This window comes from Sphingobium scionense (genome assembly GCF_014197035.1).
In the GTDB taxonomy this organism is placed as follows: domain Bacteria; phylum Pseudomonadota; class Alphaproteobacteria; order Sphingomonadales; family Sphingomonadaceae; genus Sphingobium; species Sphingobium scionense.
This window is the reverse complement of the sequence record NZ_JACIEU010000023.1, coordinates 63,064-76,523: the sequence shown is the minus strand read 5'-3', so window position 1 is coordinate 76,523 and position 13,460 is coordinate 63,064. Positions and strand designations below refer to the sequence as shown.

At 65.3% G+C, this 13,460-nt stretch carries 19 protein-coding genes; 18 read left to right on the top strand and 1 reads right to left on the bottom strand.

Annotated elements, in window-relative coordinates; translation table 11 throughout:
• Positions 1 to 213: 213 nt before the first annotated feature.
• The 3 genes from GGQ90_RS22050 (at position 214) to GGQ90_RS22040 (ending at position 4,358) form a co-directional block, all read left to right on the top strand.
• Complete coding sequence (locus GGQ90_RS22050; protein ID WP_246428375.1) at positions 214 to 2,064, top strand: strawberry notch C-terminal domain-containing protein; 1,851 nt, start codon at positions 214 to 216, stop codon at positions 2,062 to 2,064.
• A complete protein-coding gene (locus GGQ90_RS22045) occupies positions 2,064 to 3,110 on the top strand; it encodes a DUF7146 domain-containing protein (RefSeq protein WP_069612039.1) in 1,047 nt (348 codons plus the stop codon). The genes GGQ90_RS22050 and GGQ90_RS22045 overlap by 1 nt, the downstream gene beginning before the upstream one ends.
• Before the next feature lie 315 nt (positions 3,111 to 3,425).
• A complete protein-coding gene (locus tag GGQ90_RS22040) occupies positions 3,426 to 4,358 on the top strand; it encodes a DUF2493 domain-containing protein (protein WP_069612038.1) in 933 nt (310 codons plus the stop codon).
• A gap of 10 nt (positions 4,359 to 4,368) precedes the next feature.
• On the opposite strand, the gene GGQ90_RS22035 is transcribed toward GGQ90_RS22040, so the two are convergent.
• A complete protein-coding gene (locus GGQ90_RS22035; RefSeq protein ID WP_069612037.1) occupies positions 4,369 to 4,932 on the bottom strand; it encodes a flavin reductase family protein in 564 nt (187 codons plus the stop codon).
• A 327-nt stretch (positions 4,933 to 5,259) separates the two neighbouring features.
• On the opposite strand from GGQ90_RS22035, the gene GGQ90_RS22030 reads away from it, so the two are divergent.
• The 15 genes from GGQ90_RS22030 (at position 5,260) to GGQ90_RS21965 (ending at position 13,270) form a co-directional block, all read left to right on the top strand.
• A complete protein-coding gene (locus GGQ90_RS22030) occupies positions 5,260 to 5,424 on the top strand; it encodes a hypothetical protein (protein WP_165571025.1) in 165 nt (54 codons plus the stop codon).
• A 143-nt stretch (positions 5,425 to 5,567) separates the two neighbouring features.
• A complete protein-coding gene (locus GGQ90_RS22025) occupies positions 5,568 to 6,008 on the top strand; it encodes a hypothetical protein (protein WP_069612036.1) in 441 nt (146 codons plus the stop codon).
• A 581-nt stretch (positions 6,009 to 6,589) separates the two neighbouring features.
• Positions 6,590 to 6,916, top strand: a complete 327-nt coding sequence (locus GGQ90_RS22020) for a DUF736 domain-containing protein (protein ID WP_069612035.1) — start codon at positions 6,590 to 6,592, stop codon at positions 6,914 to 6,916.
• A 187-nt stretch (positions 6,917 to 7,103) separates the two neighbouring features.
• Entirely contained in the window at positions 7,104 to 7,349 is a 246-nt protein-coding gene (locus GGQ90_RS22015) for a helix-turn-helix domain-containing protein (protein WP_069612034.1), read from the top strand.
• Between the two features lie 129 nt (positions 7,350 to 7,478).
• The gene (locus GGQ90_RS22010) at positions 7,479 to 7,745 is read left to right on the top strand and encodes a DNA -binding domain-containing protein (RefSeq protein WP_069612033.1); all 267 of its coding nucleotides are present in this window, start codon (positions 7,479 to 7,481) and stop codon (positions 7,743 to 7,745) included.
• A 98-nt stretch (positions 7,746 to 7,843) separates the two neighbouring features.
• Positions 7,844 to 8,170 (top strand): transcriptional regulator domain-containing protein, encoded by a 327-nt coding sequence (locus GGQ90_RS29090; protein ID WP_343054011.1) that lies wholly within the window; start codon positions 7,844 to 7,846, stop codon positions 8,168 to 8,170.
• Positions 8,097 to 8,639 (top strand): DUF2285 domain-containing protein, encoded by a 543-nt coding sequence (locus GGQ90_RS29395; RefSeq protein WP_069612032.1) that lies wholly within the window; start codon positions 8,097 to 8,099, stop codon positions 8,637 to 8,639. Before GGQ90_RS29090 ends, GGQ90_RS29395 begins: the two co-directional genes overlap by 74 nt.
• A gap of 141 nt (positions 8,640 to 8,780) precedes the next feature.
• On the top strand, positions 8,781 to 9,062 hold the full coding sequence (locus GGQ90_RS22000; RefSeq protein WP_069612031.1) for a helix-turn-helix transcriptional regulator: 282 nt from the start codon (positions 8,781 to 8,783) through the stop codon (positions 9,060 to 9,062).
• 20 nt (positions 9,063 to 9,082) lie between these two features.
• Positions 9,083 to 10,162, top strand: a complete 1,080-nt coding sequence (locus tag GGQ90_RS21995) for a replication initiator protein A (RefSeq protein ID WP_210184524.1) — start codon at positions 9,083 to 9,085, stop codon at positions 10,160 to 10,162.
• Positions 10,159 to 10,797 (top strand): ParA family partition ATPase, encoded by a 639-nt coding sequence (gene parA / locus GGQ90_RS21990; protein WP_069612030.1) that lies wholly within the window; start codon positions 10,159 to 10,161, stop codon positions 10,795 to 10,797. The genes GGQ90_RS21995 and parA overlap by 4 nt, the downstream gene beginning before the upstream one ends.
• Positions 10,794 to 11,048, top strand: a complete 255-nt coding sequence (locus tag GGQ90_RS21985; RefSeq protein WP_069612029.1) for a ribbon-helix-helix protein — start codon at positions 10,794 to 10,796, stop codon at positions 11,046 to 11,048. Before parA ends, GGQ90_RS21985 begins: the two co-directional genes overlap by 4 nt.
• Positions 11,045 to 11,563 carry a DUF2840 domain-containing protein gene (locus GGQ90_RS21980; RefSeq protein ID WP_069612028.1) on the top strand — a complete coding sequence of 173 codons (519 nt, stop codon included), beginning with the start codon at positions 11,045 to 11,047 and terminating at the stop codon, positions 11,561 to 11,563. The genes GGQ90_RS21985 and GGQ90_RS21980 overlap by 4 nt, the downstream gene beginning before the upstream one ends.
• Entirely contained in the window at positions 11,560 to 12,105 is a 546-nt protein-coding gene (locus tag GGQ90_RS21975) for a S26 family signal peptidase (protein WP_069612027.1), read from the top strand. The genes GGQ90_RS21980 and GGQ90_RS21975 overlap by 4 nt, the downstream gene beginning before the upstream one ends.
• 48 nt (positions 12,106 to 12,153) lie before the next feature.
• A complete protein-coding gene (locus tag GGQ90_RS21970; RefSeq protein WP_069612026.1) occupies positions 12,154 to 12,489 on the top strand; it encodes a DUF736 domain-containing protein in 336 nt (111 codons plus the stop codon).
• Positions 12,490 to 12,493: 4 nt separating this feature from the next.
• Complete coding sequence (locus GGQ90_RS21965; protein ID WP_069612025.1) at positions 12,494 to 13,270, top strand: lytic transglycosylase domain-containing protein; 777 nt, start codon at positions 12,494 to 12,496, stop codon at positions 13,268 to 13,270.
• Positions 13,271 to 13,460: the final 190 nt, after the last annotated feature.

Sequence of the window (13,460 nt, the reverse complement as noted above, 5' to 3'; positions counted from 1 at the left end):
CCCAATGATGCGCCCTTTTAGCTATCGCAAGGAATCATCGCGTTTTATCAATGCATTATTATTAATGATACACTTGCTCACGGGACAGAACAGCGTTTCTTCGGCCACCTGCTCACCAGCATGAAGACGCCGACCCTGATCCGCTCGATCGATCAGGACCTGGTCGATGGCCACACCGCTGTAATCCAGATCGTCTCCACCGGCGAGGCGCTGATGCAACGCCGGCTGGCGGAGATCCCGACCGAGGAATGGAACGACGTCCGCGTTGACATCACGCCGAGGGAATATGTCCTCGATTACCTCGCCCATTCCTTCCCGGTGCAGCTCTACGAGCCGTTCACCGATAGCGAGGGCAACCTGTCGTCGCGGCCGGTCTATCGCGATGGCCAGCCCGTCGAAAGCCGCGAGGCCGTCGCACGCCGGGATCGCCTGATCGAGACGCTGGCCAGCCTGCCGCCCGTCCCCGGCGCGCTCGACCAGATCGTGCAGCGCTTCGGCACCGACATCGTAGCGGAAGTCACCGGCCGGTCGCGGAGGATCGTCCGCAGGGGCGAGCGCCTTGCGGTGGAGAACCGCGCCGCCTCCGCCAATCTCGCTGAAACTTCCGCCTTCATGGACGACCTGAAGCGCATCCTAATCTTCTCGGATGCGGGCGGCACCGGCCGCAGCTATCACGCCGACCTATCGGCGCGGAACCAGCGGCTGCGCGTCCACTATCTACTCGAACCGGGCTGGAAGGCAGATGCCGCGATCCAAGGGCTCGGCCGCACCAATCGCACCAACCAGGCGCAACCTCCGCTATTCCGACCAATCGCCACTAATGTGAAGGCGGAGAAGCGCTTCCTGTCGACGATCGCCCGCCGGCTCGACACGCTGGGGGCGATCACGCGCGGCCAGCGCCAGACCGGAGGCCAGGGCCTGTTCCGGCCCGAGGACAATCTGGAATCGCACTATGCGCGCGACGCGCTCCGCCAGCTTTACCTGCTGCTGGTCCGCGGCAAGGTCGATGGCTGCTCGCTGCAGATGTTCGAGAACGCCACCGGCCTGAAGCTGATGGACGACAACGGCATCAAGGATGAGTTGCCGCCGATCACTACCTTCCTCAACCGGTTGCTGGCGCTCACTATCGAATTGCAAGGCATCCTGTTTACGGCCTTTGAGCAACTCCTCAACGCCAAGATCGAGGGCGCCATCACCAGCGGCGTCTATGACCTCGGGCTGGAGACGCTTCAGGCCGAAAGCTTCATCGTCGCCGACCGCCGGACCATCCATATCCACCCGGGCACCAGCGCCGAGACGCAGTTGCTCACCGTCACCCGGCGCGAGCGGAACCGTCCGACCTCGCTCGACGGCGCGTTCGATTTTCTCGCCGCGCCGGGCGCGAAGCTGCTGGTCAATGGCCGCTCTGGCCGCGCGGCCGTGCAGCTCCCGGCACCATCCATCATGCTCGATGACGGCGAGATCGAGCGTCGCGTCGCGCTGATCCGTCCGATGGAACAGCATCACGCCACCCTGCGCATGATGAACGAGAGCCATTGGGAGGAAGCGGATCGGAATAGCTTCGCGGCCGCCTGGAACGCCGAACTCGCCGAGGTGCCGGAATTCTCGGACAGCATCATCCACATCGTCGCCGGCCTGCTGCTGCCGATCTGGAAACGGCTGCCGAACGAGTCCACGCGGGTCTATCGGCTCCAGACCGACGCGGGCGAACGCATCATCGGCCGCCGCGTCTCGCCGGCGTGGGTCGCGGGCGCATTGGCGACGGGGGCGAGCACGTTGACCCCTGACGACGCTTTCACTGCGCTGATGGGTGGCCGCACCATTCTCGACATCGCCGAGTGCATGCAGCTTCGCCGCGTCCGCGTCATGGGCGCCAACCGCATCGAACTGTCGGGCTTCACCGACGCGATGCGCGACCGCCTGCGGGCCTATGGCCTGTTCAGCGAGATCATCTCGTGGAAGCTGCGCTTCTTCGTCCCGACCGACGCTGCCGGCCCCGCGATTCTCGGCAAGGTGCTCGAGCGCTTCCCTGTCGAGCGCGTCGGCGAGCGGGAGGCGGCATGATGGCCCGTCACGACGCCTCCGAACTGGCGCAGCGTCTCGGCCGCCAGGCCGAAACAGTGTGCCGCCATTACCTTTCCACCGGACATCGCGAGGGCCGCTATTGGCTGGTCGGCGATGTCCGCAACACGCCCGGCCGCTCGATGTTCGTCCGGCTGAAGGGTGGCGACACCGGCAAGGGCGCGGCCGGCAAATGGACCGATGCCGCCACGGGCGAGCATGGCGATCTGCTCGATGTCATCCGTGAGAGCTGCGGCCTGATCGACTTCAAGGACGTCGCCGATGAGGCGCGTACCTTCCTGTCGATGCCACAACCCGAAGCGGACCGTCCGCATGCTGGCGAGCGCAAAGCATCGGCTCCGACCGGATCGCCGGAAGCGGCGCGGCGGCTTGTCGGAATGTCCCAGCCGATTTTGGGCACTGTCGTAGAAGCGTATCTGCGGGAACGTGCGATTACGGCTTTGCACGGAACCGGATCACTGCGGTTCCACCCGCGTTGCTATTATCGCCCTGACGAGCATTCCCCGACCGAGACCTGGCCGGCAATGATCGCCTCCGTCACCGATCTGGCTGGCCGGATCACCGGCGCGCACCGTACCTGGCTTGCTCCGGACGGTTCGGACAAAGCGCCGATCGATACCCCGAGGCGCGCGATGGGCGACCTTCTCGGGCACGCGGTCCGCTTTGGTGTACCGGGCGACGTGATGGCGGCGGGCGAAGGCATCGAGACGGTGCTATCGCTGCGATGCGTGTTGCCTGACATGGCCGTGGCAGCGGCGCTCTCCGCAGCACACCTCTCCGCCATCCAGTTCCCCGAGACACTCCGCCGACTCTACATCGCGCGCGACAACGATCCGGCCGGCGACGGTGCGATGACGACGCTCATCGAACGGGCCAACACCGCCGGGATCGAGGCGATTGTCGTGTCTCCGAGGCTGGGCGACTTCAACGAGGATCTGCGCACACTGGGACTGGAGAGCCTGCGGGCAGCGGCGCGGGTGCAGATCGCACCACAGGACGTCGCGCGCTTCATGGCACTGGCGGCATAGCCGGGAGGGAATGCTGGTCACGGCAATGCCGTCGCCGGCATCGCTCGGATGCTCCTAGGTGTCGGGGAGAGCCGCAACCCGGCCTTCGAGAGGGCGATCGGCCAGCAAACGGCCCGGACCAACAACGTCGGCGCCCGACTATTTTCCGGCGGCCCTTCGGGCCTTTCCATCGCGAAGCAAAATAGCCGGCCTTCGCCGTCCTCCGCTGTGCTCCGGCCCTCTCGCTCCGCTCCGGGTGCAGGTCCGGTCCGCCTGCCGGCTTTCGTCGCCAGAAGGCCGCGAGGGTCGCGGTCACACCGACGAAGGAGCATCCCGATGAGCGAGCACGACGACAGCTACGAGCCGCATCACGAATCATCCCCCACCGACCACGTCCTGTCCGAACTTCAGCTTTATGGCTACCGACCCTTTGCGGACGAACCCGACGGGAGGCCGCTACCCGAGGGCAACCAAGTCGCCGGCGCCATTGCCGATATCTTCGACGCCCTGATCATCACCCTGGAAGACACCCGCCTCGAGCCCGACCTCGACGATCTTCTCTGGTCGACTGTCAACGTCTTCCACCGCGCCACCGACCGGATCGAGCGCGAGCTGGACGACAACGAGCAGGCGCAGCGCCGCGGGCAACGCGAACAGGACGGCTCCGAAGTGAAGGCGGTCGAGCTGGAGCGCCTGACGGCCGAAGGGCAGACGATGATCGAGCGTCGCAACGCCTTCGAGTTGATGCGCGATCAGGCCGCCGAGCATTACGAACGGCATACCGGATCACCCTGGCGTCCCCGCAGCGGATCGATGGTCAACCACCGCAACCTGACCTCGGCGATGATCGACAGCCGCGACTTCCTTGCCGCAAAGAAGCGCGCCGACAACGAGGTGCTGCTGCCGGCCGGCCCAAAGATCGCGATCACCGGCGGGCTCGACTTCAACGATCACCGACTGATCTGGGCGAAGCTCGATCAGGTCCACGCCAAGCATCCCGATATGGTGCTGATCCACGGCAAATCGCCGAAGGGCGCCGAAAAGATCGCCTCCCGCTGGGCCGACCATCGCAAGGTGCCGCAGGTTGGGTTCGCTCCAGACTGGACGAAACACGCCAAGGCCGCGCCGTTCAAGCGCAACGATCAGATGCTCGACGTTCTGCCGATCGGGGTCATGCACTTCCCGGGCACCGGCATTCAGGACAACCTCGCCGACAAGGCGAAGAAGCTCGGCATCCCGGTCTGGAAATTCGGCACGGGTGGCGCGTGAGCGCCATCCACTATCCCAGCATCTCGGGCCGGAATTGGGATCGCCGGCTGATGACTTTGCCGGACACCATGAACACACCGTCGCCGATATAATGCAGCGTCTCGGGATGCTTCGGCGACGACGCGACATGCGCCCTCACCACCTCGAAAATGAAGAAATTGTACTTCTCGACCAGCGCATCGTCGTGCAACCGGCATTCGAAGCTCGCATGGCACTCGCCAATCAGCGGCGCATCGACCTCGTCGGCGTCTTCGGCCGTCAGCTTGAAATGGGCGAACTTGTCGATTTCGCTTCCAGACGTATTGCCAATCCCGACCACGGTGTCGGTCAATGCGGTCGTCGGCAGGTTGATGACGCATCCGCCGCTGTTGCGGATCATCTTGAAGCTGTGATTGCCGCCAGAGATCATCAGGCCGACGAGTGACGGCGAGAACTCCAGGATCGTCTGCCAGCCGAGCGTCATGATGTTGGTCTTGCCCTCCCACTTCGAGGACACCAGCACGATCGGGCCTGTCTCCAGATAGCGGCGCACCTGACCGACGGGGAAATCGCTCTTCTTCGGGATTTTCGTCATGCGGCAGCCTCGCAGGCAGTTACTCCTTCCGCATCATAGCGCCCGATGTCGACGGCATCACGACCGGCGGGACGCTTGGCGGACCCGGCAGATGCATCGAAGTCCAATCGTCTGGCGGCTCCTCTGACCGACGGAAAACCACCCCTGCATCCATTCGCTGATCCTTGGTCCAGCCAAGGGCCTGACGCCATCAACCCGTAAAGGGTCGGCTATGCGAGCATGCCGCCGCTTGCTTCGCCGACGCGGTGATTGCGGCCCTCGGCCGGACACATCGGGCGCCTGTCACGCGGGGGATGGTCCCCCGCCTCCAAGACAGGAGCCGGTACAATGTCCCTCAACGACGCACATGCCTACGCCTTCAGCCTCGCCACGACCCTCATGGTCGCGATCATCATCTTCAAGGCAGGCGACGGCACCCATTCTGTCACGCCCATCACCGAGTTCGACGGCGACGCCGAGATCGTAGCGGAGATCGATCCCTTCGCCCCCTGATCGGGGGCGTCGCCAGTCGAGGATGCGGAAATCGAACCGATTTCCGCTCCCGTCGACGGACATCGTCGGCTATACTTCAGATCGCGCCGTGGTGGTGGTGGAAGGCGCGACCGTCAGACCTTTATCTCACGGAGACCATCGCCATGATCTTCATCGGTATCCTCGCCAGCATCGCCGCGATCGGCGGCCTGTGCTGGCTATTGTTCACACTGGCTGTCTTCGCGCTGCCGTTCTTCGCGGGCGTTAGCGCCGGGACATGGGCCTATCAGACCGGCGCCGGCTGGCTCGGCGCGATCATCGTCGGCCTCATCGCCGCCGCACTGACGCTCGGCCTTGGGCAGTTCCTGCTCGCCTTCATCCGTCCTCTCTGGATACGCCTCGCGCTCGCGCTCGCTTTCGTCGCGCCCGCAGCGCTCGCCGGCTACCACGCGACGCATGGCATCGTGAAACACACCATGCCCTCCGACACCTGGCAGGTCATCTTCTCCGTCATCGGCGCAATCGCCGTTGGCATCACGGCGCTCATCCGGGTGACAGCGATGGCCGCGCCCGGGCCAACCGGGCAGACCGTCGCGCGCGCCTGACGTCGTCGCCCGCGGCGGCAGGACAGTAGCTGATGTCGCACGTCTCGCTCGCGCTCCTCGTCGGCAGAGTGCGCTTGCAATGACGTTGATCGGGTCGACGGCTAGCCCAAGCTGACGCGTCATCCCCTCGGTGCCGGCGCTGGTAGCGACGCCGTGACGGCATTGCCGATGGTGGCGGTGCCGAGAGAGTGCGCTCTCGTCCGCGCGTGGGGAAGTCGGCGGACATTCGGTCTGACGGAGCCAGGTGAAATCGCGATGTCTCGACGTGACTACGGTCATGTCGGTCGAGGATGGTCGCCACGTCCTCCTGTGATGCGTCTCTGTCAGATCGACCGCTCCAAAACGGCCTCTTCATTGGGCTGATCTGGCCGAAGGTCGGCTGCGCCTCGATCGCCTACGCCGCAACAGCGGCGTCGAAACTTTCTTCCCCTGCCGGCAGCGCCGTCATTCCTCGCGAGCCAAGAAAGCCCCTCCTTTGCTGTCAGGCCCCTGCGGGGTGCGCCGTCAATCGCCTCCGGCCTGTCGATCGCCATCGAGGCCGCAATGGTGCGGGTTCGGAACAGAGTTCAAGGAGAACTACCATGGCGACCATCGGCACCTTCAAGAAGACCGGCAACAACGAGTTCACCGGCGAAATCGTCACTCTCAGCGTCCAGACCAAAAACGTCCGCATCGTCCCCGATGCCCGCGCCACCGGCGAGAACTCCCCCAGCCATCGCGTCTTCGTCGGCCGCGCCGAGATCGGCGCCGCCTGGTCCAAGACCTCCAACGAGGGCCGCGCCTACCTGGGCCTGAAGCTCGACGACCCGAGCTTCAACGCCCCGATCTACGCCAACCTCTTCGACGATGAGGACGGCGAAGGCTTCAGCCTCATCTGGTCCCGCCCGAACCGCCGCAACGGCGACTGAGGTCAACGCGATCCCCCGCCCGGTCAGTCCGGGCGGGGGATCGCTTTGTGGGCGACCGAATCAGTTTGAGTTCCAGCGATTGTAAGCCTGCCCGTAAAGGCAGTATCGGCTAGCATCGGCCACCTAGAACGACTATTATAGTCGTAGTTCTAGCGTGTTGGTTTGTGTTGGTGGGAGGTGATCATGCATGATCACCGCCCGACAATCGCGGGCCGCACGCGCGTTGCTCGGATGGAGCCAGGAGACGCTCGCTGACAAGGCCCAGGTATCGCTGACCGCGCTGAAACGCCTCGAATCCGCGAGCGGCCTTGAGGTGTATGAAACTACGCGCGATCAGGTCCGGCGGGCGCTTGAAGGCCATGGCATCCTCCTCCTGACCACCGACCAGGGCGAAGGGGTGATGGTGGTCCGTGGGAAAATCGACAAGCGATAGCGCTTCATTGGAGAGCAACACGCTTTGGTCGGACCGTTGCTTTCAACGGCACGGATTCTGCCGCAGTGGGACCAGCATACGGTTAACAAATAGCTCCGGAATGGATAAGAATGATTCCAGAGGACGGTTGTGATCAAGACAGACTTTTTAAACGAGCCGCCGGACAGCGCGGTGCTCACGCCCTATGATCGTGAGCACATGAAGCTCTACCTCCGCCTGCTCGACGCAGCCACGGACGGCGCCGACTGGCGCGAGGCGGTCGAGATTCTCTTCGGCCTCGATCCCAAATACGACCCCGAGCGCGCCCAACATGTCCATGACACCCATCTCGCTCGTGCTCGTTGGATGACCACACACGGCTACCGCGAGCTTGTGCGCGAAGGTTACCGTCACTGAGCGGTGGTGATGCCGCAGCGGCAACACCTGTTGCCGGCTCAAGGACTTCCTTCTTGTTGCTCAACTGGGAATCGTATCCGCCTCAAAACGCACGAATAATGCGAGCTAGGAGGATTTCGATGTCATCCGACGCATCCCGGTGGCGATCGTCATCAGAGTACGAGTACGTCGACCATCTCGCCGCTCCAGACGTCGGCTGGGAATGGCTGAGGCGAAACGAGGATTATCAACGCGACTACGCCGAACTCAGCAGCGCGTCGAGAGATTCACCGTCCGTGACCAAGGGAGCCGGCCGGCGCTGGGGGTTACGATTTCCTTGTCGCCCCTGCTCTGAAGTCCACCGAGGCGCAAGTGTTCTGGCTTCCGGAGGAAGATACGGGATCGGTGATACTGACACCGGCGCCGGCGTCCATCGCTGCGGATAGCACGCTCCTCTCGCCACCGACACGGTCTGCGGACCTGCCGACCGAACACAGCCTTCACTTCCTGCACGATCTGAGAAACGGCCAGCGACTGCACCTGGCGCTTCCCGGCGACGGATCGGCCGAGCAGCCGCTCGTAGCGGTGATCCCACTTGGCATGGAGGGGTTCGACCGCATGGAAGCCGTTGCTCGGCTGCTGGCCTCCCTTCACGGCCGCGCCATTCCACCCGACACGCGCCTCACGCGTCAGCAACTGGCCCGCGCGCGGCGCATGCTGCAAGCAATTGACGGATATGGCGCCGGAGCGACCCAGCAGGAGATCGCCGAGGTCATCCTCCGCATCGGCAAACTCACCCGTGACGAATGGCAAGCCGCTTCCGCCCGCCACGCCGTCGCGGGCCTCCTCGGGGATGCCCGCGCCATGATCTCGGGCGGCTATCGCAAACTGCTTCGTCATCGCCGCCGATCCTAGCCGGATCGCACGCGTCTCCTTGGTGTGGGGATTTAGTACCTCCCAAAATCCCGCTGCAACTCGCCGGTTTCCCTTCGCCATCGTGGCCTTCGTCAGCCGCTAAACGCCAGCGGCCCCCACGGACACCACGGAGGCCCGATCATGACACCCAATCTCAGCGCATTGCCGCCGCGCTTTCTACGCACCAAGGAAGCCGCGCACTTCTTGGGCTTGTCTGCCCGCACTTTGGAGAAGCACCGCACTTACGGGACCGGCCCCTCCTATCGCAAGCTCGGCGGCCGTGTCGTCTACGCGGTCGATGATCTGCAGGCCTGGACCGAACGCGGTGCGGTCACCTCGACCTCCGATCCGCGCGGCACGCTGCTTCCCGCCAAGCGCCAAGAGACCGTGCCGCCCGCGCACGCCAGCCGCCACGCGCGCTGACCGCTTCGGGCTCCCTCTCAATGTCGGCGCGACATCGCCCAGTCTCGGAGCGCGGGCAGCTCGATCTGTTCCACGCGCTCCCCGGCGATTTCGCACCGCGCGACGCGCAGGATCTCATGGCTTATCCGTTCTTCTCCCTCTCCAAATCCCATCGCACCGCGCCGATCGACTTCGTCGCCGGCGACGTCTCGATCCGCGTCGAGGCGGTGCCTGATCATGGCATGGCTACCATCTGGGACGCCGACATCCTGATCTGGGCGGCGAGCCAGATCGTCGAGGCACGCGACGCCGGCTTACGCACCTCGCGCCTGATGGCAGCGACGCCCTATGAGATTTTGAACTTCATCGGCCGCGGTGTCGGCCTGCGTGATTACCAGCGGCTGAAGGCCGCCCTGGATCGGCTTCAGTCGACCACCATCGCCACTTCGATCCGCCAGCCGGCGGAAGGTCGCCGGCATCGCTTTTCCTGGATCAACGAATGGCAGGAGCGTACCGACCGCAACGGCAGACCGGCCGGTATCGAGCTGATCGTTCCCGACTGGTTCTATCGCGCCGTTCTCGATGACGCGCTCGTGCTGACAATCGACCGGGCGTATTTCGATCTCACTGGCGGGCTCGACCGCTGGCTCTATCGCCTGGTGCGCAAACACGGCGGCAAGCAGCGCGCCGGCTGGCGCTTTGACTTCCGACACCTCCACCAGAAATCCGGGAGCCTCTCCCCGTTCAAACGCTTCGCCTTCGAGTTGCGCGACATCATCCGCCGCCAGCCGTTGCCGGGCTACACGCTATTCATCGAGGCCGAGGTCGGCGGTCGCGTGCTGCTCGCCTTCGAGCCCTCGGCGCCCTGTGGACAAGTTGTGGATAGCCTCGTGCTATCGGGAACCCGCACTATCGTGCCATCGGGAACCGCAGGCTCGTGCTATCGGGAACCCAAACCGGGCATAAGCCACGGAAAACAAAATCGAAATCACGCCCTTAACTTAGAGTCTAACCAAGAATCTAACTTTAGAAGACGCGCGCGCGATGTGGAAAACATCGGCGACCGTCCCGAAAACGGGCTGCGCCCGCCTCTCGATCCAGCGTCGGGAGAGCCGGAATGATCGTCGCGCTTCTCAATCAGAAGGGCGGCGTCGGCAAGACGACGCTGGCCCTACATCTCGCCGGCGAATGGGCGGCCAGGGGAAAGCGCGTCACGCTGATAGACGCGGACCCGCAAGGCTCGGCGCTCGACTGGTCGCAGCAGCGCGCTCGCGAGGCGCTTCCAAGGCTCTTCGGCGTCGTCGGTCTGGCGCGCGACACGCTGCATCGCGAGGCCCCGGAGCTGGCGCGCGATGTCGATCACGTCGTCATCGACGGGCCGCCGCGTGTCGCCGGGCTGATGCGCTCGGCGCTGCTCGCCGCCGACCTGGTGCTGATCCCGGTTCAGCCCTCGCCGTTCGACGGCTGGGCCTCCGCCGAGATGCTCTCGCTGCTCGGCGAGGCGCGCATCTATCGCCCGCAGCTCGCCGCCCGCTTCGTGCTGAACCGCTGCGGCGCGCGCACCGTCATTGCCCGCGCGACGGCCGAGACCCTTGCCGACCACGACCCGCCGGTGCTCGGCGCCACCATCGGCCAGCGTGTGGCCTTCGCGGACGCGGCGCAATCCGGCCGGCTGGTTTCCGAAGTGAACGAAGACAGCCCCGCCGCTCGCGAAATCGCCGCGCTCTGCGCCGAGATCGAAAGGATCGCGCCATGACCGAGCGATCCCCGAAGCGCAGTTTCGCCACGCGCCCCGCCGATCCCGAAAGCTGGATCAAGGCGTCGGATGCGCCCTCGGCGCGCGGGGCGGCCGATGGCGGTTACACCGCCCGGCTGACCATCGACGTCGCACCGGACTTGCGCGGGCGCATCAAGATCGCCGCCTTCCAGCGCGGCGTCACCGTCGCCGACATGCTGCGCGAGCTGCTCGCGCGCGAATTTCCCAACACCGAAGGAGACCCGTCATGACCAGCACCGCGGCCCCGCGCGCGCGCGCGGGCGCTGCACCGGCCAGCCCGCCGCCCTCCACGACACTGGTCGAGCTGACCTGGATCGAGAAGAAGGTCGAGAACTGGATCCGGTTCGGCCACGACACCTACGAACGGATCCTCGATCGCCGCCGCCGTGTCATGGGCTTTGCGCCGAACAGCGTCTTCGCCTTCGTCCGCTGGGCGGCGAACGAGTTCGGCACGATCATCTCGCGCATCGACATCGTGCGCGCTGTTGGCGCCGGCGAGCCGTTTCAGACGCTGCCCTTTGTTCGGCCTGGCGGCGACATCCTGCTGAAGATCGAAGGCTGGCCGAAGGTCGAGCGCGTGCTGCAGGCGATTGACGCCATCGAGGCTATCGGCGTCGATCCGGTCGATGTGTCGCCCGATCACTGGCGCCACATCCACAACCGCCTGACCGCCAGCGAGGAGCCACGCGCCTACAGTGCCGAGCAGCATCGGGCCTTCCTGCTGCGCCGGAGGGCCGAGCCATGAGCCGCTTCGGCTACGCCATGGCGACGTATTTCGCGGCGATGGGTGTAGCCATCGCGGCCTTCCTTCCGTTGCCGCTGAAACTCGTCTGGAACGCCTCGGCGAGTGTCCCGATCGGGCTCTACGCGATCGATTCCGACGAACTGCCCGAGGTCACCGACCTCGTCGCCGTCGATGCGCCTGAACCACTCGCGACCTTCCTGGCCGAGCGCGGTTACCTGCCGCGTGGCGTGCCTTTGATGAAGCGCGTCGCCGGCGTTGCCGGGCAACGTGTCTGTCGCACAGGCCGCACGATTTCGGTCGATGGCGTCGACATGGCCGAAGCGCTTGATCGCGACCGATTGGGCCGCGTCCTGCCGAGCTGGCAAGGCTGCCGCCTCATCGCCGTGGGCGAGATCTTCCTCATGAACTGGCAGGTCCGCGACAGCCTCGACGGTCGCTACTTCGGCCCCGTCTCGACCGACACAATGATCGGTCGGGCGGCGCCTCTCTACACCGATGAAGAGGGCAACGGCCGCTTCGAATGGCGCGCGCCAACGCGGTGACGCGCGCGTCCATCCCGTCCTTCCACCGCACAGCAAAGGAGCCTTTCCATGTCCCAGATCGGAGAATTCACCCGCACGAAATCGGGCTATTCGGGCCGTATCCGCACCCTCTCGCTCGACATTGAGCTGACGGTCGTTCCCGCCGAACCGTCCGACGCGGAGAACGCGCCCGACTATCGTATCCACCTCCGCGACGAGGACGGACCGGAGGTCGGCGCCGGTTGGAAGCGCACCGGCGAACGCGCCGGTGACTACGTCTCGTTGCAGCTCGACGATCCCGTCTTCGTGCAGCCTATCCGCGCCAACCTGTTCCAGTCCGGCGACGACAAGACCGCCTGGGGCCTGCACTGGAACCGCCCGCCCAAGCGCGGCGATCGGGATTGAGCCGATGCGCCGGCTGTCCCCATCCGCGCGTCACATCACCGCTGCCGGGCGTCATCGCGCCGCCCGGCATGCAGGCGCCCTTCTCCTTTCCGGCCTGTTTCTCATCGGCGCACCATCGGCCTTCACCCGGGCGCAGAGCGCGCCGGTCGAACGCGCCGGTCCGGCCGGTCCCTACGCGGCTCACATCGCGGAAGCGGCACAGCACTTCGGCATCCCGGCGACCTGGATCAGGGCGGTCATGCGCGTCGAGAGCGCGAATGAGGTGCGGGCCGTCTCGCCGAAGGGCGCGATGGGCCTGATGCAAATCATGCCCGACACCTGGGCGGGTCTGCGCGCTCGGTATTCGCTCGGACCCGATCCCTTCAATCCGCGCGACAACATCCTGGCGGGCGCGGCGTATCTGCGCGAAATGCACGATCGGTACGGTTCACCCGGCTTTCTCGCCGCCTACAATGCGGGACCCGGCCGATATGAGGAATATCTCGCCGGCCGCCCCTTGCCGGCGGAGACGCGCGCCTATGTCGCCGCACTCCTCCCTATCTTCGGCGGCGGTGAACTGACCGCGCCTGCGACCGTCGTTGCCGCCGCCGATCCGCAAGCCTGGACTCGCGCGCCGCTGTTCGTCGCGCAATCCGAGCGCACATCGGCGGCCGATCCTGTGCAGCGCGATGGCAATCGGGACGATGCGCCGGCAGTACCGACCGCGCGCGATGTCTCCGCCATCGTCCCGCAGTCTGCGGGCCTGTTCGTCGTCCACAATCGTGCGGGAGAGCCGCGATGACGGCATTCGCACTCTGGCGCGTCGTAGCGGGCTTCCGGTCAGGTTGGGCGGGAGGATGGGGGTCGCAGGGAAACACGACCAACAGACGGCGAGATAAAAGCGCATGCCCGAAACGCTGTAAGCCTCTGAGGAGGCTTGCGTTTTGGCGTGCATGGCGGTCGGTCGCGGGCATGAGGACCGGTTTTTGTGA